This window comes from Pseudopedobacter saltans DSM 12145 (assembly GCF_000190735.1).
GTDB classification, from domain to species: Bacteria; Bacteroidota; Bacteroidia; order Sphingobacteriales; family Sphingobacteriaceae; genus Pseudopedobacter; species Pseudopedobacter saltans.
The window spans coordinates 3880237-3907081 of record NC_015177.1; the positions used below are offsets into that span (position 1 = coordinate 3880237).

The window sequence follows — 26845 nt, forward strand, 5'->3', positions numbered from 1 at the left end:
CAAGAAGAGATATAATATAAACCCCTTTACCATTTTTGGGATAAGGGGTTTTTCTTTTTATAGAATTTGAAACCATTTGAACGAGTTTTAAGTATAAACCATTAAAAGGGGAGAATATGGAAAAAAGTTCAATTCATTTATTTGTTGTCGACGACGATGAGATTAACATATTGATATCGAGGAAAGTACTGTCTAAATATTTTAGTAATATAGAGTTCGAAATGGACGGCAATAATGCACTGGAAAAAATTCTCTCAAAGAAATTCGATTTGGTGTTATTAGATGTTAATATGCCTGATATAAGCGGTTTTGATATTGTTAGGACAGTTAGAGCGCAACCAGAAGAATATTTCAAGCAATTGCCAATTATAGCAAATACAGCGTCAATCTTGCCGGATGATATACAAAATATTTTAAAAGTTGGTTTTACCACTTATCAATCAAAGCCATTACGAGTAGATGTCTTGCTTCGGGAAATAGATAAACTTACTTTGGGCGTACATTCTTAAAAAAGAAAGGACTGGCAAACTTATAAAAGTCAATGCCAGTCCAAATCTAAATTAACGCTCTCGGATTCTTGTACGAGTGTAGATTAAGAAAGTTTCATTTTTTTTCAAAACATCCCAATGTAGAAGGGAAAATTCGATCTAATCCAGCCAAATCTGTTTTTATAAAATCACTATATAGAGTGCTTTTAATTGCTTCCCCAGACTTTGCAAATGGACTTTCTATACTAAGCCAAAATAAATAATGTCTGGTATTCAGGAAGATAGGGTCTGTATTAAAAGTATTATTGTTGCCGAACACAGCTTCAGTATCAGTAGTCTTTATGAGGTTGCTTTTAAATAATACATCGAAATTTCTATTTCCATTTTTTTTCAACTCCAATTCATTTCTGTTATTTCCCCAAATAATATTGTTAATAAAACTGGCTGTTAAATCAGTGTTTTTTCCATTGGACACCGATATTGATGGAGTTGTTCTGGATAGGGAGAAATTGTAGCCTGCAAATGTATTTTGATAAAATTCAAATCTTCCACCGTTTAAAATAGCTAATAAATGTCTGCCACAATTAAATAAAAGATTATTGATGCCTACAACTACAGAATTGTCTGCTATTACTCCTGCAACCTGATGATTTTTTATAATACTGTTTGTTAACAATAATTTTGGATGTGTTTCTAATTTGGATGAATCTATATATATTCCTGTTATCGCATTTTTTATAATGCAATAATTCATAATGTTTTCTTTAGATGTATCTGAAATATAAATGCCCTCCCATTGGCCTGGCTCGTCTCGATAAATTCTTTCCGTTCTGTCGCTAGCGAAGACAATAGAATCTTTTAAAGTGCCATTTGCCCTTAAATTACCATTTAAGACAAGTTTTGCTTTTTTGTGGAAGTACATTCTGGTGCCTGCTTCCAATTCCAAATTTGCATTTTCGGAGAGGATATTGCTACCCGAAAGAACATAAGGCTTTCCTTTTTTTAAGATAATATTTCCGGTTAAAGTCTGGTTGTTTATATAAATAGCATTTTGGCCGTAGGCGACCAAAGGTAGTTTTTTTGTTTTCTGATTGTAGGTTAGTAGCAAAGAATCCTCTACTAAAAAAGGCGAATCCGAACTGTTTGGATCTATCGAAGCTTTTATAAAAACATAAATAGAATCGTTGCCGGGAATTTCAATTCCGCTCAATTTATTTGTCGTTAAACCATTGATGTTTATTTTAAAGTTGGAATTGTCGCCTCCGGCCAGGCTAAGCTCGTCAACCAAAATTTTCGATTTGTTATAATTGAATATTTTTATCGCCCTTGTTGTACTTGATTTAGATGTGAAAATTGTATCAAACAATACAGAATCCGTAGAAAAGAAAAGTCTTGCATTGGGACTTGTCTCTATCGAAGAGTTTTCCTTACAAGCTGTAAAGAAGAAAATTACCGACAAAAAGAATAGGAAAAAAAATCTCATACCATCTCAAAAATAATATAAAATTAATTAAGTGGCATAAGCAATTCCAAGCACTGTAATTTCGTGTATGCCGTTATGATTTAGGGCTTCAATGCAAGCCTCCAACGTAGATCCGGTAGTTATAGTGTCGTCTATAAGGATGACTTTCTTTAAATTGGGTTGATTGTTTTTGACGATAAATGAATGTTTTAAATTTTCATAACGAGATATTCTATTTTTATGAACCTGACTATCTGTACTTTTTACCCTAACAAGAAGGCTATTATTTACAGGGATATCTAAACTCTGGCCCAATCCCAAAGCAATTTTCTCACTTTGATTATACCCTCTTTTCTTCTCTTTCGTACGGTATAGAGGTACGGGAATAATCGCATCGTAATCTTTAAATTCTGTGTGTTTAATTAAATGCTTTCCATATAACTCGCCAAGCAAGAAACCCAAGTCAGGGCGATTGTTATACTTCAGTTGATGCATAATCCGTTGAACGGTTCCGCCCTGTTTAAAATAAAGGAATGCAGAAGCACCCAATATATTAACCCTACCCCAAAATATTTTTTCCAGTTGATTATTTTCCTGAAGATTATGGTTTGTGTATGGAAGATTATAGATACATTTTGTGCAAAGCAGTTCTTCCTGCCTTAAAAGAGTAGTTTTGCATCCACAACAAAGTGCTGGAAAGAAAAGCGAACAAAAATCGGAGAGATATGTATTGAACAGATTCATCCTAATAAATATAGGAATAAATCCTTTTGAAACTTATTTACCCGTTTCTTTTACAGCTAGTTGACCACAAGCGGCATCAATGTCTTTTCCTCTGCTTCTTCTGATATTTGTAGTTACGCCTTGCTTTCTAAGATGCTCGGCAAACGCTTCAATTTTGTCTTCTTGTGCGTTAGCAAAATCAGCAAAAGAAATTGGATTGTATTCAATGATATTGACTTTACAAGGGATATGTTTACAGAATTTTGCTAATTCCCTCGCATCTTCAATACCGTCATTGAAATCGTTAAAAACGATATATTCGTAGGTAACCGGGTTTTTAGTCTTAGCGTAAAAGTATTTAAGCGCCTCAGCCAAAGCTTGCAAAGAATTCTGTTCGTTAATAGGCATAATCTCATTTCGCTTTTGGTCGTTAGCAGCGTGTAAAGATAGAGCCAGGTTAAACTTTACATTATCATCTCCAAGCTTTTTTATCATTTTAGCAATGCCGGCTGTAGAAACAGTGATACGTTTAGAAGCCATATTTAAGCCATCTTCAGAAGTAATCCTTTCGATAGATTTAAGCACATTGGCATAATTTAGCAACGGCTCGCCCATTCCCATATAAACTATGTTTGTAAGCGGGATTCCATAGTTTTCCTTTGCCTGTTTATCTATTAAAACTACCTGATCGTAAATTTCGTCGGGGTTGAGATTCCTTTTTCTGTCCATATATCCCGTGGCGCAAAATTTACAGGTTAAAGAGCAACCAACCTGAGATGATACGCAAGCCGTCATCCTTTCGGGTGTTGGAATAAGAACTCCCTCGATTAAATGGGTATCATGCAGAATAAAACTGTTTTTTATGGTTTTGTCTGAGCTAAACTGCGAACTGTTTATTTTTACAGCGTTAATGACGAAAATTTCCTTTAACTTATCCCTTAAGTCTTTGGATATGTTAGTCATCTCGTCGAAAGTAGTAGCAGACTTTTTCCAGATCCATTCGTAAATCTGATTGGCTCTAAAAGGTTTTTCATTTAATTCTATAAATTTGCTTCTTAAATTCTCTAGCGAAAAACTTCGGATGTCTAATTTTGTTGACGCTGCACTCATACGTTGCAAAATTACGGAATAATATTCGGATTATAATTGCAGCTACTTTAAACAATATCTCTAGTTAGATGTTAAAAGGTTGTTGATTAGTTTAACTTTTACTAATGAAAAAATTTACGGCAGATTACGTTTTTACAGTTGAAGATAAGAAGCCTATTCCAAATGGCTTAGTAGTGACAGATGATGATGGAAGAATATTGTCCATTTCCAACTATGAGGAAGGAAGTGAAGAAGGTATAGAACATCACAGTGGCGCTATTGTTCCCGGCTTTATTAATGCGCACTGTCATCTGGAGTTATCTCATTTAAAAGGAAAAATTGAGGAGAAAAAAGGATTACCCTCGTTTATTAAAAGTGTAATTGGATTCAGAAATAGTACTTCGGATGCTGATATGATCTCTGCAATGAAGAAAGCAGATAAGTTGATGGAAAAAAATGGTATTGTCGGAGTTGGAGACATTTCTAATTCTACATTATCTGCCGAAGTTAAAGCCAGTAGTAGTTTAAGGTATCATACCTTTATAGAAATGGTGGGAATGGATCCGTATATCGCAGACGAGTTAATAGAGAAAGCGGACGCAATGAAAACCGCGTTTGAAAATTCGGGTTCGGCGTCCATCACGGTGCATGCTGCCTATACGCTTTCTAAAGACCTATTAAAAAGCCTAAGAAAATACTGCAAAGACCATAAAAACCTGATCAGTATACATAATCAGGAAAACGATGACGAAAATGCCTTGTACAGATATAAAACAGGCTCTTTTGTAGAACTATATAATGATTTGGGAATTAACATCGACCATTTTGTACCGATGTCGAAGAACACTTTGCAAGCTTTGGTGCCGCTTTTTCCTCAAAATCAAAATATATTGTTGGTGCACAATACTTTTACATCGTTAAAAGATGTGTATATGCTGAAGCGATTTGATTACGGATTTTATTGGTGTTTTTGTCCTGGAGCTAATGTCTACATCGAAGACACTTTGCCACATTTCGATTTTTTTATAAAATCGGACTCTCCTGCAACTTTGGGAACCGACAGTTTGGCTTCGAATAAAAATTTAAGTATTCTGGATGAAATGAAGATCGTAAAAGGCAACTCTCCCGAAATTCCATTTGAAACCATTTTAGAATGGGCAACATTAAACGGAGCAAAGTTTTTCGGTTGGGAACGCGAACTTGGAAGTATCAAAAAAGGTAAAAAACCGGGTTTGAATTTAATCACGAATTTTAAAGATGGCAATATTACCAACAAGTCTGAAGTTGTAAAATTGATTTAATATTTGTCGTTTTCGGCTTAAAGTTCCACTTTTATCATCAAAATATTTTTTGAGAGATGAAAGCTGTTCAAGTTATTGTATCGGGTAAAGTTCAAGGTGTTTCATTTAGAGCTTCTACAAAAGTTGTCGCCGACCAGATGGGAATAAAAGGGATTGTGAGAAATCTGCCGGATGGGACGGTTTTTATCGAAGCTGAGGGAGATGATTTTACCATGGATTTTTTTACCGATTGGTGTAAGTCTGGACCGGACGGAGCGGAAGTTGAAGATGTTGAAATTAAAGACATAGAAATAAAAAACTATAGTAATTTTGCTGTTCTAAAGAAGTAAAACTTGTCATCAATAAGAAAATTTGCTGGACAAACAGCTATTTACGGCTTAAGTACCATCGCGTCAAGGGTACTTAATTTTTTCTTGACACCCATATATACTACTGTGTATGCTCCTAAAGTATATGGGATTTTTACAACAATGTATGCGTGGGCATCTGTTTTAAATGCAATAATGGCATTTGGAATGGAGACTACTTTTTTTAGATTCATCAACAAAAAAGAAGATAAAGAAAAAGTTTACAATAACACATTCCTGGTAATCGCATTTATTGTTTTACTATTTGTGATTACCACATTTTTGTTTATAAGACCTATAGCGGAATGGATGCAGGTAGGGAAAGAGACGTCGCTGAACGATTATATCTCTTTTGTCCGTTATTTTATTCTTATTTTATCTTTTGATGCGCTTTGCGTTATTCCTTTTGCAAGAATCAGGGCAGAGGGCAGACCAGTACGTTATGCTTTTGTTAAAACAGTAAACATACTAAGCTTTATAGGCTTAAATCTTTTCTTTTTATTCTTTGTTCCGATCGTTATTAAAAACGATTGGCCTTTGGCTACCTGGTTTGCCAGTTGGTATCAGCCTAAGTGGATTGGCTACGTTTTTTGGGCCAATTTATTTTCCAGCATATTGACCTTTTTGCAACTGATGCCCGAGCTTTTGAAACTTCGTTTTAAACTAGAGAAAAAGCTTTTACTGGATATGTTTCATTACAGCTGGCCGGTCCTCATCGCGAATTTGTCCTTTATCATTAATGAAAACAGCGATAAAATCTTTCTGGAGAAATTATTACCTGCATCAACCAGTATTAAACAAGTTGGTATTTACGGAGCTTGCGCAAAATTGGCTGTTTTTATGAATATTTTTATTCAGGCGTTCAGATTAGGTGCAGAACCGTTTTTCTTTAGTAGCGCAAAAAACAAAGAAGCAAAAGAAACTTATTCTTTAATCATGAGCTATTTTATAATAGCGCTGGTGATTATATATGTAGCGTTAATTGCCAATATAGAAATCCTGAAATATTTTATCGGTGAAAGCTTTTGGGAAGGTTTATATGTTGTTCCAATTCTCTTGCTGGGATATCTTAATCTGGGAATTTACATGAATCTGTCTATCTGGTATAAACTATCAGATCAAACTAAATACGGGTTATATATTTCGGGAATCGGTGCTGTATTAACGATAGTTTTGAATATCATCTTTATACCAATGTATGGATTTTTGGCTTCTGCCTGGGTATCTTTTTCTGCCTATACAGTCATGATGATTACATCTTATTTCTGGGGGCAGAAATATTATCCTATTCCTTACAGAATAAAAATAGATCTGCTTTATATTGTAGTTGCTGCTATTCTGGTTTATGTGTCATTTGTGCTCCTGAATCGCAATATTATCTACGGAAATTTGTTGTTATTGATTTTTGCGGCATTTATTTTATATATTGAAGGAGAAAACCTTAGAAAGATATTTCTGAAAAAATGAAAGTAAAAGTTATTAATAAATCCCAAAATCCTTTACCAGCGTATGAAACATCTCATTCGGCAGGAATGGATTTGAGAGCAGATATCAACGAGCCAATTGTTTTAAAATCTTTGGAAAGAAAATTGGTTCCAACGGGTTTATTTATAGAATTACCTGAAGGATACGAGGCTCAAATCAGACCCAGAAGTGGTTTGGCATTCAAATTCGGAATTACTGTTTTAAATAGTCCAGGTACAATAGACGCTGATTACCGGGGAGAGATAAAAGTTCTTTTAGTAAATCTTTCTACAGATGACTATACCATTCAGCCGGCAGACAGGATTGCTCAAATGGTAATTGCCGCCCATGAAACTATAGAATGGCATGAAGCTGTTGAATTGAATGAAACAGTTAGAGGTGCCGGAGGAATTGGGCATACTGGAGTCAATTAATTTCCGTTCTAATAAAAAGCTATATTAAAGGTGATATTCGCTCCTAAAAAAAATATACTACTTCTCTTTTTCTTGATTTCTTATTTTCCTGCTTTCGCACAGAAAAATAAAGAAGCCAGGCAAAATATTGTGCTAATTGCCGGGAAACCTATTTCTACGAAAGACAGCGTTACGATAGAAAACCTCTTTTTTTTAGGATTGCAGAACAAATTAAATCAACAGAATCAGGCAGCTATTAACAATTTCAATAGTATAATCGCTCTGGATCCCCAAAATCATAATGCATATTATGAGCTAGCCCAAATTTATTTTAAAAGCAAGGATTACGAAAAAGCCAAAGAGAATATACAAAAGGCAATAACTGTAAATGGAGAAAATGAATGGTATTGGGTGCTTTCAGCCACAATTTATCAGGAACTAAAAGATTATAATTTATTAAGTTATGCGCTGGATGAATTGGTGAAGCTTTCACCAGATAAAATTGAATATCGCTTAGAGAAGGCCAATACGTTGATGTTATTGCAGAAACCGGGGGATGCGATTAAGGAATATCAGGAAATTGAGAAAAATATTGGCTCCGGTTTAGAAACTTTAGAAGGTAAATTGAGGGCGTATCGGGCGTTAGGTGATTTTAAATCAGCAGAAGAGGAGTTGAAAAAGCAAATCAACCTGGATCCAGCTAACTTCAGGTACCATATATTATTGGGCGATTTATATTTCAATAATAAAGATAAGGAAAATGCGGTAGCGTCTTATAAAAAGGCTAAGGAATTGGATTCTGGGACAGGATATGTAAACCTTGCACTTTCTGATATCTACAATTCTGAAGGAAGAACTGAAGAAGCTTTTTCTGAGCTGACGCAGGCTTTTAGAGCTTCAGAAATCAATCTTGATCAAAAGGTAAAGATCATCATTAGTTATTTTTCTTTTTTTCCGGATCTGAAGTATGTAAGATATGCGGAGAGCCTCGCGTTTATTTTAACGGAAGAATACCCGGACGAAGCGAAGTCTTTTGCAATTTATGGCGATGTATTATTCCAAAAGGGTGAATATAAAAAAGCTGGAGAGTCTTACCAGCGAGCACTTGCATTAAATAAAAATATCTATGCGGTTTGGGAGCAGCTTGTAAGAATCAAGTTAAGCCTAAACGATATGAAAGGCGTTATAGAAACCGGAGATGAAGCGCTGACCTATTTCCCCCAAAGCGGAAATCTATATTTTTTCGTAGCAATCGGGCTGGTTCAAGCCAAACAAAGTGAAAAAGCAATTGAATATTTGAATAATGCATTAAATTTCGATGTTGATAAGCCTGCTAAGATTCAGATATATAGCACTTTGGGAGATGCCTATCAAAACCTCGGAAAGTACAAAGAGTCTTCGGAATCATATGAAAAAGCTTTAGCTCTTGATGCAAATAATGTTTATACATTAAACAATTATGCTTATTATTTATCGTTAAGATCAGAAAAGCTGGAGAAAGCAGCACAAATGTCGTCTTTGTCTAATAAGCTTGATCCAAACAATGCTTCCTTTTTGGATACTTATGCATGGATTTTGTTTAAGCAGAAAAAATACAACGAAGCAAAAGAATGGATAGAAAAAGCTATAAAAGCAAGTAAAGAAACGAATGCTGTTTTGTTGGAACATTATGGTGACATTCTTTACCATCTGCAAAGTGTGGATTTAGCATTGTCTTATTGGAAAAAAGCAAAGGATTTAGGCGAGGATAGTGCTGTTTTAGAGAGGAAAATCAATGAAAAGAAATATGTCGAGTAAGTATCTGTTTATCTTAATTCTGCCATTTTTATGGTCGTGTGCTGCAAAAAAGCAATTACATGAGGTTAAACAGAAAGAAGTACCAAAAAGTGTTGATATTTCTATTAATGATCTGAAAAATGCGCAGTTAAATTACGAGACATTCACGACGAAAGGAAAAGCAAATTTTAGCTTAGATGGAAAAGGATATGATGTTACTGTTAATTTAAGAAATAAAAAAGGCGAGGCTTTATGGTTATCGGTAACCTATATGGCTGGTTTAGAAGCCGCCAGATTAATGATTACGCCAGATAGTGTAAAACTGTTGAATAGATTAACTTCAGAGTATGCTGCTTATCCGTTTGAGTTTATTCACAGATATACAACAAAGCAAATTGATTTCAATGAACTGGAGGCAATGCTGGTTGGCAATACTTTAAATCTCATTTTAGAATCCCGCCCTTTGGTCGAAAGAGAAAACGGAGTCATTTTATATAGGGGGAGTTCTGGAGATTTAAAATTCGAGAGTATTTACTCCTCTTTGTTTAAACCTAAGCAATTGATATTGCAAAAAGAAAATCCTTCGCAGGCGTTAAACATAAGTTATGATAGCTACGCACAAATAGCGGAAAAACTTCTCCCTTTTAAAATTGAAATTAATTCTTCGGTTGATACAAAAAATGCCAAAGTAATACTGGAATATTTAAATCCACAATTCAACGTTCCGTTTGAATTGCCATTTAGCGTACCTAAAAGATTTACACGTATAGAATAAAAAATTAGATACCTTTGTAAAGATGAAGCTTTTAAGATTAGCATTAACAATAATATTTTTAGGTCTATATAGTTTTTCTTTTTCACAAACCAGAGCAGAACTTGAAAGAAGAAAAGCACAACTCAATAAAGACATTGAGATGATTAATAGTTCTTTACAGAAGACCTCGACAGATAAAAAGGTTACTTTGAAAGAGCTTAACGCACTTAAGGCGCAAATAAGACTTCGCGAAGAAAAAATAAAAACTATTAATTCTGAAGTCAGATTGCTTGATGTTGAGATTAATCAGAATGTAAATAATATCAGGTCCTTACAAAATCAGCTTGATCAATTGAAGAAAGACTACGCGGCGATGATCAGGTTTGCACAAAAAAATCAGGGAGCATATAGTAAATTGATGTATGTGTTTGCCGCACAGGATTTTAATCAGGCTTATAAGCGATTGAAGTACCTGCAGCAGTTTAGTGAATATCGAATTAAGCAAGCCAAATACATAGACGAAACGCAAAATGCTTTAAAAGGAAAAGTTAATTCGCTTAATAAAAATAAAAATGAAAAATCTAATCTTTTAGTTGATCAGCAAAAGGAAAAAAAGGTGTTGGATCAGGCTGAAGATAAGCAGTCAAAAGTGGTAAAGAGCTTAACCTCTCAAGAGAGAAAACTCAGACAGGATCTCTCTCAGAAGCAAAGAGCAGCGGCTCAGTTGGACAGGGCAATCAGAGCGGCTATTGAGAGGGAGATTGCATTGGCGAAGAAAAAAGCTGAAGAAGAAGCCAGAGCAGCTGCTGCGAAGGCGAGAGCGGAGGGAAAAGAAGCTCCTGCTACGACGAGTACAAGCCGAACTTCTGTTTTGGCTGCTACTCCCGAGGCAGCAAAATTGTCGGCAGGATTTGTAAGTAACAGAGGTAAATTACCATGGCCGGTAGCGAACGGTGTAATTACGGAGTCTTATGGAACCCAAAAGATCGGTAACATAACAAAGGATAACAACGGATGGACTATAAGGACGAATACAAGTGCTTCCGTTAGAGCGGTTTTCGAAGGTACAGTAAGTCGTATAGTAGAAATTGCAGGTAAAAATGTTGTAATGATCCGACATGGAGAGTTCTTTACAATCTATCAAAACCTGAAATCAATTAGTGTTTCTGCCGGGCAAAAAGTAACAACTAAGCAAACGATTGGAACTGTAGGATCTGACGAAGATGGTGTTTCTGAAATTCACTTTGAATTATGGAAGGGTATGGAAACACAGAATCCTGGAAGTTGGCTCGCAAATTAAAAATCATTAAAACAGAAAATAAAATCACAATAAATGCATATTTTTGTTTTATGTATATAATTATGTATCAGAGCACTCTTTTATTTTTAAACATCGGGGCGCAGGAGACAATAGTAATCGTTTTTGCTATTTTATTGCTTTTCGGAGGTAAAAAGCTTCCCGAATTAGCAAGAGGTTTAGGAAAAGGGATCAGGGAGTTTAAGGACGCTTCTGATGATGTGAAAAGAGAAATTCACAGAAATATTAATTCTTTAACAGCAGAAGAAGAGCTGAGGCAAGAGGAACAAGCTGAAAGAAAAAGGCTTGAAGCTGGAGAAGAAGAAAATAAAACCGTAGATTAGTAAACACACATTAACTTTAATCAAAAAAATATAAGAAAATGGGATTAGGAGCACCAGAAATAATAATAATAGTGCTGGTTATACTGTTATTATTCGGAGGTAAGAAAATTCCTGAACTGATGAGAGGTTTAGGAAAAGGCGTGAGGGAGTTTAAAGAAGGCCAAAAAGGCGTAGAAAAAGAAGAAAAGACATATAATCAGGACGATAGAAATTAATTGTTTATCGTACTAACTTAATATGCGACATCCGGATAAAAACTTATCCGGATGTCCTCTTCATTTTTATATGCTTGCTGTAAAAACATATTCTTATAATAGACTAGAGGACATACAGTCTGCCATCAAAGCAGGTATGTTGTCCCTTCAGGAACTGGTGGCCTTTTATCTAAGTCAAATCCAGAACTTGTCAGATTTAAATGCTTTTTTAGAGGTATTTTCCGAAGAAAGCATTCAGAAAGCCGAAATCATTCAGGAAAAAATCATAAATGGTACTGCTGGAAAACTGGCGGGAATGGTTATCGGTATAAAAGATAACATTTCTTACAAAGGCCATAAAATTTCGGCGGCTTCGAAAATGCTCGAAAATTATACCGCCGTTTATTCTGCGACAGTAGTAGACAGATTGCTTGCAGAAGATGCAATTATAATTGGACGTTTGAATTGCGATGAGTTTGCAATGGGCGCGTCTAATGAAACTTCTTATTTTGGCCCGGTAAAAAACTTTGCTAACAGAAATAAAGTTTCCGGAGGTTCTTCGGGAGGTTCCGCAGTAGCTGTACAGGCAAATATGTGTTTAGCTTCTTTAGGAACCGATACTGGAGGATCTATTCGTCAACCCGCAGCTTTCTGTGGCGTAATCGGGATTAAACCAACTTATTCGAGGGTTTCTAGATATGGCGTAATAGCATATGCTTCATCATTTGATCAGGTGGGGCCAATAACTCGTTCTGTCGAAGATGCCGCACTGCTTCTGGAGGTGCTCGCAGGCAGAGATGAAAATGATAACATTTCTTCAGGTAAAGCTGTACCTGAATATTCAAGGTTTTCGAAAAATACTCCTAAAAAGATAGCATATATTGAGGAGACATTAAATTCGGAAGGCCTTGATCCCGAGATAAAGCGAAATATCGAAGGCCAGATTGAAAAATTAAAAGTATTGGGGCATATTGTTGAACCGGTGTCGTTTAAATATTTGGACTACGTAGTAGCAGCATATTATATTTTAACAACTGCCGAGTCCTCTTCAAATCTGTCGCGGTATGATGGAGTACATTTCGGGTACAGAAGTGAAAAGGCTACCGATTTGGAAAGCACCTATAAGTTATCCAGAAGTGAAGGTTTTGGCGAAGAGGTAAAACGAAGAATTATGTTAGGAACTTTTGTTCTTAGCGCGGGGTACTACGATGCTTATTATGCAAGAGCTCAGAAAGTAAGGAGACTTATTAAGGAGAAAATGGAGGAGATACTTGATAATTATGATTTTGTATTAACTCCTACTACGCCGGGACCGGCTTTTGATATCGGTGCAAAAAAAACCGATCCGTTAGAAGCATACTTAGCCGATATTTTTACCGTTATAGCATCGCTGACTGGACTTCCTGCAATATCAGTTCCGTGTGGAACAACCGAAGAAGGATTACCAATAGGAATTCAGTTTATTGGAAAGAGCTTTGAAGAGGACAAATTACTTTCTTTTTCAAAAGACTATTTAGAAAAATAAAAATTGGTTAGCATACCAAATAGTAAATAATAGATAGGCTTATAAAAGCCACAAAAAACTAGAAGAATGATAAAAGCTTTCGCTCTGTTTTTTGTTGTTTGCAATTTAGCTTTTATAAATAGCTATGGACAAAACAATAAATTAAAAAAAGATACAGCTTATGTAAGCAGGCTTACGCCGAATGAATCCAGAATAATCAGGAATTTGGTAAACAGGGATACATCTTTTGTACATCCGCAGGTTAATCTGAACGCGCTATTGTTCAATTTCGATGCGAATCTTTTGTATAAGTATCGCTTAGATTCTCTAAACTCAAGAATTTCGTTAGATTATAATCCCTACGTTCAATCTTATATAGATGTTTTTGTTTCGGAACGTACAAAGCAGATAGGGAAGATGGTTAGTTTAGGTAATTACTATTTTCCAATTTTTGAGAAGGCCTTAAAAGAGAACGACATCCCGCAGGAATTTAAATATCTTCCCATAGTAGAATCATCTTTGAACCCTCATGCTATTTCCCGTTCGGGAGCTATGGGATTATGGCAATTTATGTATGCAACAGCAAAAGGCTACGGGTTAACCATAGATAGTTATGTTGATGAGAGAAAAGACCCTATTAATTCAAGTTATGCGGCATGCAGATATCTGAAAGATGCCTATGCGGAGTTTAATGACTGGTTATTAGCTTTAGCGTCTTATAATTGTGGAATGGGGGCGATTAGAAGAGCTCTGGATAAAATTCCCGGAACAAATAAAACTTTTTGGGATATAAGGAACCTGCTGCCTCAGGAAACCAGAGATTATGTCCCTAAATTTATTGCGGTAACATATATGATGAATTATATTGATAAACATATCAATATAGAGAATATTCCAGAAATCGCTTTCAAAATAGATATTGACTCTATTTATGTTAACAGGAATGTAAGTTTTTCCAGCTTAGCAGATGCACTTAGAATGGAAGAGAAAGAACTTCAGATATTAAATCCTTCGTATAAAAAAAATGTAGTAAACGGAAGCAGTCAGGAACCTAAACGGTTAATCATACCAAAGGTGGATTTTTATACTTATGCGCACTTGTTTGATGTATTAAACCCAGATGCAGAAACGAAAATTGTATATACTTCTTCAAAATCTCCTGTTGCAGAGACAAATGCTAAAAAGGAGATCTATCATATTGTAAAGAAAGGGCAGAGTTTAGGAAGCATAGCTAACAGTTATAAAATAGAGGTACAGGATATAAAAGTTTGGAATAAACTAAAGACGAATACGATAGTTCCCGGACAAAAACTTAGGATCGTAAAAGAATCGCCTGTACAGTCTGCAAATGTTAGCTACCAAACCTACGTTGTAAAAGCGGGAGATACATTATCTTCCATAGCGAATAATTTTAAAGGAGTAACTGTATCTGCACTAAAAGAATGGAATAATTTATTTGATTATAAAGTTGCGGTAGGCAGAATTTTAAAAATCAAGATAGATATGTGAGTTTTTGGATTCTTATTATAAAAGAACTGACAGTTGGTTACTATATTTTTAATAGTTCCAGCTGTTTTTTATTGTTTTAAAGACTTCTGCTTATATTTTTGTTAACCTTATATAAAAAATAAACGTATTATAAACTAAAAGATAATTAACTCTATATTTATCCGATTTATTGTGTTTAAGCTATGTACGAATATATTGACGGCAAGTTGGTTTACAAATGTCCAACTTATATTGTTTTAGAAGCCACGGGAATTGGATACCATATTAATATTTCGTTAAATACATTTTCTCTTGTAAAAGATCAGGAAAAATGTAAACTCTATACATGGTTACATGTAAAAGAGGACGGCCATACTATGTATGGCTTTGCTGACGAAGGTGAGAGACGTTTGTTCCTTCATTTGATTTCTGTCAACGGAGTAGGGCCAAATACGGCAAGAATGATGCTTTCCTCTATTTCCCCAATAGAAATAGAACAAGCTATTATAAAAGGCGAAGTAGGATTGATTAAGTCTATCAAAGGAATCGGCCCTAAAACTGCGCAAAGACTGATTATAGATTTACAAGATAAGCTGCAAAAAAGTGGTGACGGAACTTTAATAGCTATCAGGCAGGATTATACCGCCCGGGAAGAAGCTATCAGTGCTTTAGTAATGCTTGGATTTGCAAAAAATAATGCGGAAAAAGCTGTTGATAGTGCGGTAAAAAAATCAGATAAAATTTTGTCGGTTGAAGAAATAATAAAAATAGCTTTAAAGAGTTTATAATTGGAAACTAACCAAAACCTTTTGATACGAAATTTAACTTATTTTATTTCAAGGATATTCCTAATTCCTATAGTTATCGCGTCAACAGATGCGCTTGCGCAGGTTAATCAAACTGAAAATAATAAACTGTCTTATCCCGTTAAAGATGAACAGACCACACCAGTTTTTGGAAAAAGTGGATTATTCTTAAAAAATCCTGACAATATCAAACGTTCTGTGACTTACGATCCTATCACGAAGAAATATATCGTGAGAGAAATGCTGGGAAATCATGAGTATCGACCTGCTCAATATTTGTCATTCGCAGAATATCAAAGATTAGAGCAACAACGTGTTCAACAAGATTATTGGAATAATCTTGTGGTTTCAGGTATGGAGCGTCCGGAAAATGGTTTGATACCTTCGGTAACGGTTAAAAGTAAATCTTTTGAAAAGATTTTTGGTGGTAATACTATTAATATCCAGCCTCGGGGAACTGCCGATTTAACCTTTGCAGGCAGAATCAATAAGAATGAGAATCCGCTGTTTAATGAAAGGCAACGTGTTCAGGGAAATTTTGATTTTGACCAGAGAATCCAGATGAATTTAACTGGAAATATCGGTGAGAAATTGAAAATAATGACCAATTATAATACCGAAGCGCAGTTTGATTTTGAAAATCAACTTAAGCTGGAATATACGGGTTATAAAGACGAAATTTTACAAAAGTTTGAAGCGGGTATGGTTAGTTTTCCGCTAAATACTACTTTAATTTCGGGAAGCCAGGCGTTGTTTGGGGTAAAAACACAGTTACAGTTTGGTAGATTAGGAGTAACAAGCATTTATTCTCAACAAAAATCTCAGGCTAAAGAGATTAATATTACCAACGGGGCGCAACAAAATGAATTTAGGTTAACTACCGATAATTACGAAGCCAATAAACATTATTTCTTAGCTCAATATTTTAGAAATAACTTCAATAGAGCAATGTCTAACCTGCCTATTGTTACATCCGGGGTGGTTATTACAAAAATTGAAGTATGGGTAACAAATAGAAGTAATAGTACAACTGATTCCCGCGACATCTTGGCTTTTATGGATTTAGGCGAAAATACACCGTATAATAGCTCTGCTAATATTCCAGGAGGGCGATTTCAGGGTGGAGGAAGCCAATTACCTTCTGCATTTAATGATCCCAATTTTCCGGCTCAATCCAATAACTTGCTTTCAATTATTCCTCCCGGATCAAGACAAACGAATAATAACGATATAGATGGTTTTTTTGCATCGACAAGAAGAACGGATAACTACGCAAAAATTACTTATGCAAGAAAACTTACCGATAGAGAATATACTTTAAACCCTGTATTAGGATATATTTCATTAAATACATCATTAAATGCCGATGAAGTTTTGGCGGTTTCTTATCGTTATACGTATAATGGTAGAGAATATCAGGTAGGGGAGCTTTCTACAGACAGGCCGGTTGCGCCAAATAATCCGGAAGTACTTTATTCGAAGTTATTGAAGAATGAGACCCTGAAAACTGATTTACCTGTTTGGGATTTAATGATGAAAAATATCTATTCTCTTGGTGCTTATCAGATCAGCAGAGATGATTTCAGATTAAATGTTTTCCGTTTGGATGAACAGGGCTTTGAAAAACCATTACTTACCGAAGGAAATTCGGATATAAACGGAAAAATGTGGATTCAGTTGCTTGGTTTAGATCGATTAAATCAACAACAGGATAAAAAGCCTGATGGATATTTCGACTTTTTGGAAGGCCAATTGATAGACTCGCAAAACGGAAGAATAGTTTTTCCTTATATAGAACCATTCGGTAAAGATTTAGAAGCTATTTTAGGTAATGACCCGAATTTGACAGGTAAATATGTTTATAAGCCACTTTACGATTCGACAAAAACCATAGCTCAGCAATATTTTCCTAATCTAAATCGATATGTAATTAAAGGTACCTATCAGTCGCAGGTAAGTTCTGAGTTTCAGTTGAATGCTATAAATGTTCCTGAAGGGTCAGTAACAGTAACCGCCGGGAATATACAACTTACCGAAGGAGCCGATTACACAGTGGATTACAATATCGGTAGAGTAAAAATCCTGAATGAGGGTTTGCTGAATTCCGGACAACCGATAAAAATCAGATTAGAAAGTAACGAGCTATTTGGTATTCAACAAAAGTCTTTATTCGGAACACGGTTTGATTATCGGGCAAATGAAAAGCTAAATCTGGGTGCCACAATAATGAACCTCAAGGAGACTCCTTTAACTCAGAAAGTTAATTTTGGAGAAGAGTCTATATCAAATACGATATATGGGTTTGACATAAATTATAATACTAATAGTCGATTCCTGACAAAGCTGGTAGATAAAATTCCGTTGATTTCCACTAAAGAAATATCATCATTCACATTTGGTGGCGAGTTTGCTAAGTTCAATCCAGGACATTCTAAAGCTCTTAATGCAGATGGCAGTTCTGGAGGAGCAAGTTATATTGATGATTTTGAAGGAAGCAAATCTATCATCGATTTGAAGAGTCCTATAACGTGGCAAATTTCTGGAACGCCACAAGGATTTCCAAATTGGGACACAAATAATGATTTAGCATATGGTTATGACAGGGCTAAATTGTCTTTTTTTACCATTGATCCAATTTTTTACAACAGATCGGGAGGCTTTACACCATCAAATATCGCAAATAATAAAAAAGAGCTTTCGAACCATTTTGTACGAGAAGTTTTAGAAACAGAAGTTTTTCCGTTTAAACAGATTCCAACAGGAAGTTTACTTACTCTGCCGACATTAAACTTAGCATATTATCCAATGCTGAGAGGGCCATATAATTATACTTCTACAGGCTTGAAACCTGATGGGACATTTTCCAATCCCAAAGAAAAATGGGGTGGTATGTTCCGAAAGATAGAGACCAACGACTTTGAAGCATTGAATGTTGAGTTTGTGGAAATGTGGATGATGGATCCCTTTATTTACAATAATGATCCGTCTCGAGGTGGTGATCTATATATCAATTTGGGAAGCATCTCAGAAGATATTTTAAAAGATGGATATAAAAGTTTAGAAAATGCTCTTCCTACAGACGGAGACCTTTCAAAAACGGAAACCACGAGTTGGGGCCGCGTAGCTAAATTACAACCTGTAATAAACGCATTTGATAATGATCCGAACGCGAGGAAAATGCAAGATGTGGGCTTAGATGGATTAGATAATGATTCCGAAGCGCAGCATTTCGCAGATAGAATTAATGCCATTTCGCCAATGTTGAGTCCGGACGCTGCAGAGAAATTAAGAAAGGACCCTTCTTCAGACGACTTCGAGTATTACAGAGGCCCTCAGTTAGACCAAATGAATGCCGGTATTTTAAGACGTTACGAAAATTATAACGGAACGGAAGGTAATTCTATGACCAGACAACAGGCCATGGAGAAGCTTGGTATAGAAAATGCCGCGGCTACTGCTTTGCCAGATGGCGAAGATATTAACAGAGATAACAATTCCAGCAAAGCTGATGAGTATTATGAATATAAAATCAGCCTGCGTCCGGGTATGGATGTCGGAGACAAATATATAACCGATAAGGTTGTGGCTAACGTTAAATTAGCCGACGGAACTACCCAACCTGTAACATGGTATCAGTTCAGAATCCCGATTGCGCAATATGACGATAAAAAAGGAGGAATACAGGATTTTAAATCGATAAGATTTATGAGAATGTATATGACAAATTTTGCAGACACAGCAATTATTCGTTTGGCAAAATTGCAGTTGCTAAGAGGAGAATGGAGAAGATACAATGCCGAGGGTAAAGCTGATAAAGTTTTGGTTGATGAAAGCTTAGGCGTACAAACTCCGGATCAGTCGGTTTTAGAAGTGAGTACAGTAAATATCGAGGAAAATGGAACAAGAACTCCAATTCCATATGTTGTTCCTCCTGGCATTCAAAGAGAAAGAGACTTTTCAAACTTTAGAGGTGATACCAGACAAAATGAGCAATCCTTGTCTGTTATCGTTAAAAATTTAAGGGAAGGTTACGCAAGAGCTGCCTATAAAACGACGATGAATGACGTTCGCGCCTATAAACGTTTAAAAATGTTTATTCATGCGGAAAGTGCAGACGAGACAAGACCACTGAATGATGGAGACGTAAATGCTTTTATTCGCGTTGGAACCGATTATCAGGAGAATTATTACGAGTACGAGATACCGTTAAAAATAACGTCTCCAAGTACAAAGGATCCGGATCTGATTTGGCCGAGAGAAAATTATTTAGATGTCGAATTTAAAGTTTTCCAGCAAGCTAAAACTGCCAGAAATAATGCCAGATTACCAAATGGACAGCCATGGCCATTTAACGTACCTTATACGTTTACAGATGGAAATAATAAAGTAACCATTAAAGGGCAACCAGATTTAAGCAAGATCAGAACAATTATGCTTGGAGCGAGAAATCCTGTTGGCGGACCTGCTGATGATAAAAGTGTCGAAATCTGGTTTAACGAATTAAGGCTGTCTGATTTTGATGAAAGAGGGGGATGGGCAGCCACAGCAAGAATGAACGCAAAGCTGGCTGATTTTGCAGACGTTACCATGTCGGCGAGTAATACGTCAATAGGATTCGGTGGCTTGGAAACCCGTATTAGCGAAATTAACAGATCAGAAGACAGATACTTTGATTTGGCATCGAGTTTTGAACTGGGCAAGTTTTTCTCAGAACGTTCGGGTATAAAAATTCCAATGTTCTTCAACTATTCTTCTCAGATAAGTACGCCAATGTACGATCCTAAAAATCCAGATATCGAATTGAAAAATATCATGTCGCAATTAAGCAGGTCCCAAAAGGATTCGATTTTAGGATATGCACAGGCTTTGACAACAAGACGAGGAATAAACTTAACTAATATCCGAAAGATCAAAACAAACCCCGATTCCAAGACAAGATTATGGGATGTTGAAAATTTTAGTTTAAGCTATGCTTATACAGAGTTCGATCATAAAGATTTTACTACGCAAAACGCTATGCAGAAAACGCATAGAGGGGCACTATCTTACAACTATAATAAGCAGGCCAATTTTATTTCCCCGTTTGGAAAAGTAGTAAAAAGCAAAAACCTGGGATTGATAAAAGATTTCAATTTTAACCTGCTACCAAATCTTCTTAATTTTAGAATCGAAGTAAACAGGTTGTATTCTGAGAATACGCTACGGGATAATGATCCAAATAATTTTATTCCTATCAATACAACTTTCAACAAAAATTTCAATATAAACAGACTTTATGGTGTTAGCTGGGATTTGACGAAGTCTTTAAAACTGGATTTCAATGCGACAAACCTATCAGTCGTAGACGAACCAGAGGGAAGGATTACAGGTTTAAAACGAGATACGGTTTGGAACAATCTAAAGAGGTTGGGTAGAACAACGGACTATAATCATAATGTAACGTTAAGCTATACTGTACCTGTTAATAAAATTCCATATCTGGACTTTATTAATTTAGTAACCCGTTATCAGACACAATTCAATTGGATGTCCGAGCCTTTATTGAGTTTGAATGATCCAAATCTAAATTTTGGTAACAGCATTCAAAACTCAAGAACTATTCAGGTAAACCCAACTTTAAACATGAACACTTTATATAATAAGTTTGGGTTTTATCGTGAAATGAAGAAAAATCAAGGTGCCGGATTTACTGGAGCTTTATTGAACTTATTATTTAGTGTTAAAAACGTAAGCGGATCATATATTAAAAACGAAGGTACTTTCTTACCTGGTTATCTACCAAAAACAAATGCTTTGGGAATGGACTTTTCTATGGATGCTCCGGGCTGGGGCTTTGTTTTAGGTTCTCAGGCAGATTTACGCCAAAAAGCAATCGAAAATGGTTGGTTGACAAAAGATACTTTAATGAACCAGCTTTATGTACAATCATTTAATGAGAAAATCAATTTGAGAGGTACTTTAGAGCCGTTTAGGGACTTGAGAATAGAAATAACAGCTTTAAAGAGTAGCAGTAAAAACTACAGTACCAATTTTAGGTATGATGAAGACAGGCATGGGTTTTTCAATTTAAGTCCGATTACGGGTGGAGATTACAGCATTTCAGTTATTTCTTTAGGATCAGCATTTAAGGATAAAAATAGTAGCAAACACTCTCAATTATTTCAGGATTTTTTAGCCAATCGTAAGATTATTTCCGAAAGATTGGGAGATTTAAATCCAAATAGTACTGGAAAAAATTCAGAAGGCTATGCAGATGGATATGGAAAGAACTCACAGGATGTATTGATATCATCTTTATTGGCAGCATACTTAAATAAAGATCCTCATAGCATCAATTTAGGGAGTTTCCCGAAAGTTCCGGTTCCAAACTGGAGATTAACTTACAATGGTTTATCTAAATTACCCCTATTCAGTAACGTATTTACATCTTTTGATATTTCACACGGATATAATTCAACATATAATGTGAATAGTTTTAGTTCGCTGATAAGGTATAGAGAAACCAACGGGGCAGTGTCTTCGAGAGATGCGGCTAATAATGACTTTTTGCCATTCTATCAGTTTTCTCAGGTTACATTGTACGAGCAGTTTGTACCCTTATTAGGTGCTGATATGAGATTCAAGAACAACGTAACTATGAATGTTGAATACAGGAAGTCAAGATCTTTAAGTTTTAGTTTAGCAAATAGCCAGTTAGCTCAACAAAAAGACCATGCATTTGTTATAGGTTTCGGATACCGGACAAATAATTTCCGTTTCCCGTTTGGAATGTTTAATGGAACAGTACTTAAAAACGACTTGAATTTTAAGATTGATATAGCAATAAGAGATAATAAAACTGTGATTTACAGAGCAGATATAGATGATGCCGAAATCTCTGGAGGATCTAAAAATATTACGTATCGTCCAAGTATTGACTATGTTGTGAATCAAAGATTTAATTTAAGGATTTATTACGATACGAATATTACAAAGCCATATACATCACAAACATTTAATACTGCGTTCTCTAATTTTGGGGTAAATCTTAGATTTACAATTCAATAAAGAAACTAGGGATGTTAAAACATTTATTCTAATTTTGGGGTTCAAAATCAAAGAATGAGTAATAACGAGATATTTAAAAAACTTAGGGTTGCATTGCACTTGCGTAATGATGAAATTATCGAGATTATGGGGCTTGTAGACTTTCGTATTACAAAGAGTGAATTGGGTGCGTTTTTTAGAAAAGAAGATCATCCAAATTTCAAAAAATGCGGAGATCAGGTTTTAAGAAACTTTTTAAATGGATTGGTTATTCATATGAGAGGACGAAAAGAGACAGATAACGACGAAAATATAGAAGATTAAAATACATTTAGAATATATAATTATGAATTTTCCAGCTGAGTTAAAGTATACAAAAGACCACGAGTGGGTTAGAATAGAAGGAGATGCAGCTTATATTGGTATTACAGATTTCGCTCAAAGAGAATTAGGAGATATCGTTTTTGTAGATATTAATACCCTGGGTTCTGAAGTGACGGAAGGAGATGTGTTTGGTACTGTAGAAGCGGTAAAAACAGTTTCTGACTTATTTATGCCTGTTACTGCTACTATTCTTGAAGTGAATCCACAATTAGATGGAAGTCCTGAACTGGTAAATACGGATCCTTATGGTGATGGATGGATGGTTAAAGTAAGTTTACCAACGGCAGAAAGCAAAGGATTAATGTCAGCACAAGAATATAAAGATTTAGTGGGCGCGTAATCTATGTTAAAAGATATAAAGTATCAAGGTTGGGCAATTATATGGACTGTCGTAGTCTTGATACTTTGTAATTTACCTTCTTCAGATCTTCCTTCATCAGAAAAATTCTTCGAAGGATTTGATAAAATGTGCCACTTAGGTTTTTTCTTTGTATTGGCTGTTTTGCTTTTATATGGTAAGATTAAGCAACAAAAAAGCTACGAATACAGTTGGCTAACCATCATTAAAATAATTTTATTAACTGCTTTTATAGGCGGAGGGATAGAAATATTACAGTGGAAGGTATTCACTTATAGATCAGCCGAATGGTGGGATTTCTTTTCTGATATGGTTGGAGTAGGTATGGCCGTTTTTAGTTACATGATATTACACCGAAAATTCAAGCATGCTTAAAAGATATTTACTGATTTCATTTATAACAATTTTAGCTTTGCTTTTTAATTCCTGTTCAGTCTTTAAGCAGGGATGCAAATGCCCGAAGTTTTCTAACAGAAATGTAAATTTCTAGTTGTTTTTAAGAAACTTAATCTTAACCCATAACCTTATTTGGAACTATTATAAATAAGGCGTAAATTCGGAGCAAATCATTACGAAAATGAAACTTTCTCAATTAAACAAAGGCGAACAAGGAATTATCAAGGAGTTTACAGATTTAGAAATGTCTGTTAAGCTTATGGAAATGGGATGTTTGCCTGGAGAAGTTATTAAAGTAGAAAGAATTGCACCGTTGGGGTGTCCTATAGCTGTCAGCATTTCAGGCTACCAATTATCTTTAAGGGTACAGGAAGCTTCCACTATAGAGTTAATTTAAGATTGTATTGGAACATAACAGTATCAGAGTCGCACTGGTAGGTAACCCCAACACCGGGAAATCTACTATTTTCAACGCATTAACAGGTTTAAATCAAAAAGTCGGAAATTTTCCCGGCATAACCGTAGATAAAAAAACTGGTATCTGTAAATTACCAAATGGCAAGGTTGCAGAAATTATAGATTTACCCGGAACATATAGTTTATATCCTAAAAGTGTAGATGAATCTATTGTTTTCGAAGTCCTTTCAGATCCCAGCCAATCTTCTTATCCAGAACTAGTAATCATAGTAGCTGACGCTACAAACCTTAAAAGAAACTTACTTTTATATACTCAGATTGCAGATTTAAAGATTCCTGTCATCGTTGCGCTGAACATGATGGATCAGGCCGAGAAGGGGAATATAGAAGTCGATGCAGATGCATTGGCAAAAAAATTGAATATTCAGGTTGTGCCACTTGCTGCAAGAAAGGGGAAAGGAATAAATGAGCTGAAAGAAGCTATCGCAAATAGTACTTTACTTCCTTTGCAATATGAAACTATAGAAATAGATACTCTTGCTCCGCAACTAATCGCCGACATAAGACAGGAATTAAATATAGATAATTCATATGTCGCTTTGCAGATAGCTCATCAGCATGAGAATCTGAAGTATCTTGGTAAGGAAAAAAGCGATAGAATAGAGGAACTGGAGCAGAAACATCACTTCCATACACAAAAAGTACAGGCGCAGGAAACTATCGAGCGTTACAATTTCATTAATGAAATATTGGCGGATACCGTCAAATATAAATCCGTTGCTTTAGAAGAGAACATCAGCAATAAAATAGACCACGTTTTAACACATAAAGTCTGGGGATTTGTAATATTCTTAGCTATTCTGCTGTTTATATTTAATGCAATTTTTTCATGGTCGACCTATCCAATGGAGTTAATCGAAGGTCTTTTTGGATGGATAACAGAAGTGGGGCATGAAAATCTTCCCAAAGGGATGCTTACAAACCTTTTGTTGGATGGTGTTATTGCAGGACTCGGTGGGATTGTCGTTTTTATTCCTCAGATAGCCATTCTTTTTGCTTTTATAGCTATACTTGAAGATACCGGTTATATGTCCCGCGTTACTTTCATGATGGATAAACTGATGAGGAAATTCGGATTGAACGGAAAATCAGTTGTTCCGATGATAGGTGGACTTGCATGTGCAGTTCCGTCTATTATGGCGGCTCGAACTATAGAAAGTTGGAAAGATCGGATAATTACCATTATGGTAACGCCGTTGGTAAGTTGTTCTGCCCGCTTACCTGTATATACACTGTTAATCTCTTTAGTGATTCCAGAAAGAACCGTTTTTGGATTCTTAAATATTCAGGCTCTGGTATTAATGGGACTTTATATTATAAGTATTGTAGCCGCTCTTGTGGTCGCATGGGTAATGAAAATCATTATCAAAGCTAAAGACAAAGGTTATTTTATTATGGAAATGCCTGTTTATCGGATGCCGAGATGGAATAATGTACTGCTTACGATGTACGATAAATCCAAAACTTTCGTTTTGGAAGCAGGTAAAGTAATTATCGCCATTTCTATTATCTTATGGGTGTTGGCCACGTTTGGTCCCGGAAAAAGGTTTGAGCAAATCGATGCTAAATATGAAAAAGAATTAGCGACTGCCAACGAGGCACAAGCCGTACATATCGAAACCTTAATTTCAAAAGAAAAACTGGAAAACTCCTATATAGGAATTTTTGGGCATACCATAGAACCTTTGATACGCCCTTTGGGTTATGATTGGAAAATTGGAATTGGTTTGATAACATCTTTTGCCGCTCGCGAAGCATTTGTAGGTACTATGGCTACTATATATAGCGTTGATGGTGGAGATGAAGACACAAATACCATACGAGAGCGGATGGCGGTTTCAATAAATCCGGTTACTGGAAAACCGGTTTATACTTTGGCAACAGGAATTTCATTAATGTTATTTTATGCTTTTGCTATGCAGTGTATGAGTACTGTAGCTATTGTCCATCGCGAAACAAAATCCTGGAAATGGCCAGTAATACAGATAGTTTATATGACTGTTATGGCCTATGTTTGTGCTATGGTAGCTTATCAGCTATTGAAATAAGACTGTCCTTATGGATAAAAAAATTCAGATATTAAGTCAATATATGCCGGAGAAAGCTGCAATGCTTATTTCCGAATGGATAGATAAATATCGTTGTGAATTTAAGATTACAAAAGGCAGGGAATCGAAATTTGGTGATTACAGAGCTCCGTTTCGAAATTCTGGCCATAGAATCTCTGTAAACCATAATCTTAATCCATATGCCTTTTTAATTACTACGGTGCATGAATTTGCACATTTGCTGACCTTTAATCAATGGAAGGGGAAAGTAAAACCACATGGCGCCGAATGGAAGAACAATTTTAAAATGATGATGATTCCGTTCTTTGAAATGGAGATATTACCTTCAGATGTAGAAAAGGCACTTGCTAAATATTTAAAAAATCCAGCTGCATCTAGTTGTAGCGATCAGGTGCTTTTTGGTGTTTTGCGCAATTATAATGAAAAAATAGATAATGGCTTTGTGAGTATCACCGAAATAACAGAAAACCAGATTTTCGAAATTAAGACTGGTAGAAAATTTAAAAAGCTTTCAAAAAATAGAACCAGATACAAATGTCTTGAGATTTCTACTGGCAGGATTTACCTTTTTAGCCCCCTTGCAGAAGTAAGGGCCATTTCTTAAAATCAAGTTTTACATTAAATAAAGCTTTAACCACAAAATATCAGTATGGTAAAGTGATTTGCGGTTAAAGCTTTGAAGAAG

At 35.5% G+C, this 26845-nt stretch carries 23 protein-coding genes; 20 read left to right on the forward strand and 3 right to left on the reverse strand.

Annotated elements, in window-relative coordinates:
- Positions 1–116 precede the first annotated feature (116 nt).
- Positions 117–509 (forward strand): response regulator, encoded by a 393-nt coding sequence (locus tag PEDSA_RS16380; RefSeq protein WP_013634279.1) that lies wholly within the window; start codon positions 117–119, stop codon positions 507–509.
- Positions 510–603: 94 nt separating this feature from the next.
- Here the strand turns inward: PEDSA_RS16380 and PEDSA_RS16385 are convergent, their stop codons facing one another.
- Genes PEDSA_RS16385 through rlmN form a run of 3 tightly spaced genes read right to left on the reverse strand, consistent with a single transcriptional unit; the run spans position 604 to position 3783 of the window.
- Complete coding sequence (locus PEDSA_RS16385) at positions 604–1971, reverse strand: right-handed parallel beta-helix repeat-containing protein (RefSeq protein ID WP_013634280.1); 1368 nt, start codon at positions 1969–1971, stop codon at positions 604–606.
- Between the two features lie 27 nt (positions 1972–1998).
- On the reverse strand, positions 1999–2694 hold the full coding sequence (locus PEDSA_RS16390) for a ComF family protein (protein WP_013634281.1): 696 nt from the start codon (positions 2692–2694) through the stop codon (positions 1999–2001).
- A 33-nt stretch (positions 2695–2727) separates the two neighbouring features.
- Positions 2728–3783 (reverse strand): 23S rRNA (adenine(2503)-C(2))-methyltransferase RlmN, encoded by a 1056-nt coding sequence (rlmN, locus tag PEDSA_RS16395; protein ID WP_013634282.1) that lies wholly within the window; start codon positions 3781–3783, stop codon positions 2728–2730.
- A gap of 104 nt (positions 3784–3887) precedes the next feature.
- Between rlmN and PEDSA_RS16400 the strand changes: the two genes are divergently transcribed.
- From PEDSA_RS16400 to PEDSA_RS16490, 19 genes are all read left to right on the forward strand, one after another.
- Positions 3888–5063, forward strand: coding sequence for an amidohydrolase family protein (locus tag PEDSA_RS16400; RefSeq protein ID WP_013634283.1), 1176 nt, complete (start codon positions 3888–3890; stop codon positions 5061–5063).
- Positions 5064–5119: 56 nt separating this feature from the next.
- Positions 5120–5392 (forward strand): acylphosphatase, encoded by a 273-nt coding sequence (locus PEDSA_RS16405; RefSeq protein ID WP_013634284.1) that lies wholly within the window; start codon positions 5120–5122, stop codon positions 5390–5392.
- A gap of 3 nt (positions 5393–5395) precedes the next feature.
- Positions 5396–6877 (forward strand): oligosaccharide flippase family protein, encoded by a 1482-nt coding sequence (locus PEDSA_RS16410; RefSeq protein WP_013634285.1) that lies wholly within the window; start codon positions 5396–5398, stop codon positions 6875–6877.
- Entirely contained in the window at positions 6874–7308 is a 435-nt protein-coding gene (gene dut / locus PEDSA_RS16415; RefSeq protein WP_013634286.1) for a dUTP diphosphatase, read from the forward strand. Before PEDSA_RS16410 ends, dut begins: the two co-directional genes overlap by 4 nt.
- 72 nt (positions 7309–7380) lie before the next feature.
- Complete coding sequence (locus PEDSA_RS16420; protein ID WP_041537125.1) at positions 7381–9084, forward strand: tetratricopeptide repeat protein; 1704 nt, start codon at positions 7381–7383, stop codon at positions 9082–9084.
- Complete coding sequence (locus PEDSA_RS16425) at positions 9062–9838, forward strand: DUF4292 domain-containing protein (RefSeq protein ID WP_041537126.1); 777 nt, start codon at positions 9062–9064, stop codon at positions 9836–9838. Before PEDSA_RS16420 ends, PEDSA_RS16425 begins: the two co-directional genes overlap by 23 nt.
- Positions 9839–9860: 22 nt before the next feature.
- The gene (locus PEDSA_RS16430) at positions 9861–11117 is read left to right on the forward strand and encodes a murein hydrolase activator EnvC family protein (RefSeq protein WP_013634289.1); all 1257 of its coding nucleotides are present in this window, start codon (positions 9861–9863) and stop codon (positions 11115–11117) included.
- 62 nt (positions 11118–11179) lie between these two features.
- Positions 11180–11458 carry a Sec-independent protein translocase subunit TatA/TatB gene (locus PEDSA_RS16435; protein ID WP_041537521.1) on the forward strand — a complete coding sequence of 93 codons (279 nt, stop codon included), beginning with the start codon at positions 11180–11182 and terminating at the stop codon, positions 11456–11458.
- Positions 11459–11496: 38 nt separating this feature from the next.
- Complete coding sequence (gene tatA / locus PEDSA_RS16440) at positions 11497–11673, forward strand: twin-arginine translocase TatA/TatE family subunit (protein WP_013634291.1); 177 nt, start codon at positions 11497–11499, stop codon at positions 11671–11673.
- Positions 11674–11695: 22 nt separating this feature from the next.
- Positions 11696–13177, forward strand: a complete 1482-nt coding sequence (gene gatA / locus PEDSA_RS16445; RefSeq protein ID WP_013634292.1) for an Asp-tRNA(Asn)/Glu-tRNA(Gln) amidotransferase subunit GatA — start codon at positions 11696–11698, stop codon at positions 13175–13177.
- Positions 13178–13243: 66 nt separating this feature from the next.
- A complete protein-coding gene (locus PEDSA_RS16450) occupies positions 13244–14665 on the forward strand; it encodes a lytic transglycosylase domain-containing protein (RefSeq protein ID WP_013634293.1) in 1422 nt (473 codons plus the stop codon).
- Positions 14666–14847: 182 nt separating this feature from the next.
- Positions 14848–15432 (forward strand): Holliday junction branch migration protein RuvA, encoded by a 585-nt coding sequence (gene ruvA, locus PEDSA_RS16455; protein ID WP_013634294.1) that lies wholly within the window; start codon positions 14848–14850, stop codon positions 15430–15432.
- 21 nt (positions 15433–15453) lie between these two features.
- The gene (gene sov / locus PEDSA_RS16460) at positions 15454–22497 is read left to right on the forward strand and encodes a T9SS outer membrane translocon Sov/SprA (protein ID WP_245546778.1); all 7044 of its coding nucleotides are present in this window, start codon (positions 15454–15456) and stop codon (positions 22495–22497) included.
- A gap of 54 nt (positions 22498–22551) precedes the next feature.
- On the forward strand, positions 22552–22800 hold the full coding sequence (locus PEDSA_RS16465) for a DUF1456 family protein (RefSeq protein WP_013634296.1): 249 nt from the start codon (positions 22552–22554) through the stop codon (positions 22798–22800).
- 22 nt (positions 22801–22822) lie between these two features.
- Positions 22823–23200 carry a glycine cleavage system protein GcvH gene (gcvH, locus tag PEDSA_RS16470; RefSeq protein ID WP_013634297.1) on the forward strand — a complete coding sequence of 126 codons (378 nt, stop codon included), beginning with the start codon at positions 22823–22825 and terminating at the stop codon, positions 23198–23200.
- A 3-nt stretch (positions 23201–23203) separates the two neighbouring features.
- A complete protein-coding gene (locus PEDSA_RS16475; RefSeq protein WP_013634298.1) occupies positions 23204–23593 on the forward strand; it encodes a VanZ family protein in 390 nt (129 codons plus the stop codon).
- A gap of 202 nt (positions 23594–23795) precedes the next feature.
- Complete coding sequence (locus tag PEDSA_RS16480; protein ID WP_013634299.1) at positions 23796–24011, forward strand: FeoA family protein; 216 nt, start codon at positions 23796–23798, stop codon at positions 24009–24011.
- 7 nt (positions 24012–24018) lie between these two features.
- Positions 24019–26139 carry a ferrous iron transport protein B gene (gene feoB / locus PEDSA_RS16485; protein WP_013634300.1) on the forward strand — a complete coding sequence of 707 codons (2121 nt, stop codon included), beginning with the start codon at positions 24019–24021 and terminating at the stop codon, positions 26137–26139.
- 10 nt (positions 26140–26149) lie between these two features.
- Positions 26150–26764 (forward strand): SprT family zinc-dependent metalloprotease, encoded by a 615-nt coding sequence (locus PEDSA_RS16490; RefSeq protein WP_013634301.1) that lies wholly within the window; start codon positions 26150–26152, stop codon positions 26762–26764.
- Positions 26765–26845: the final 81 nt, after the last annotated feature.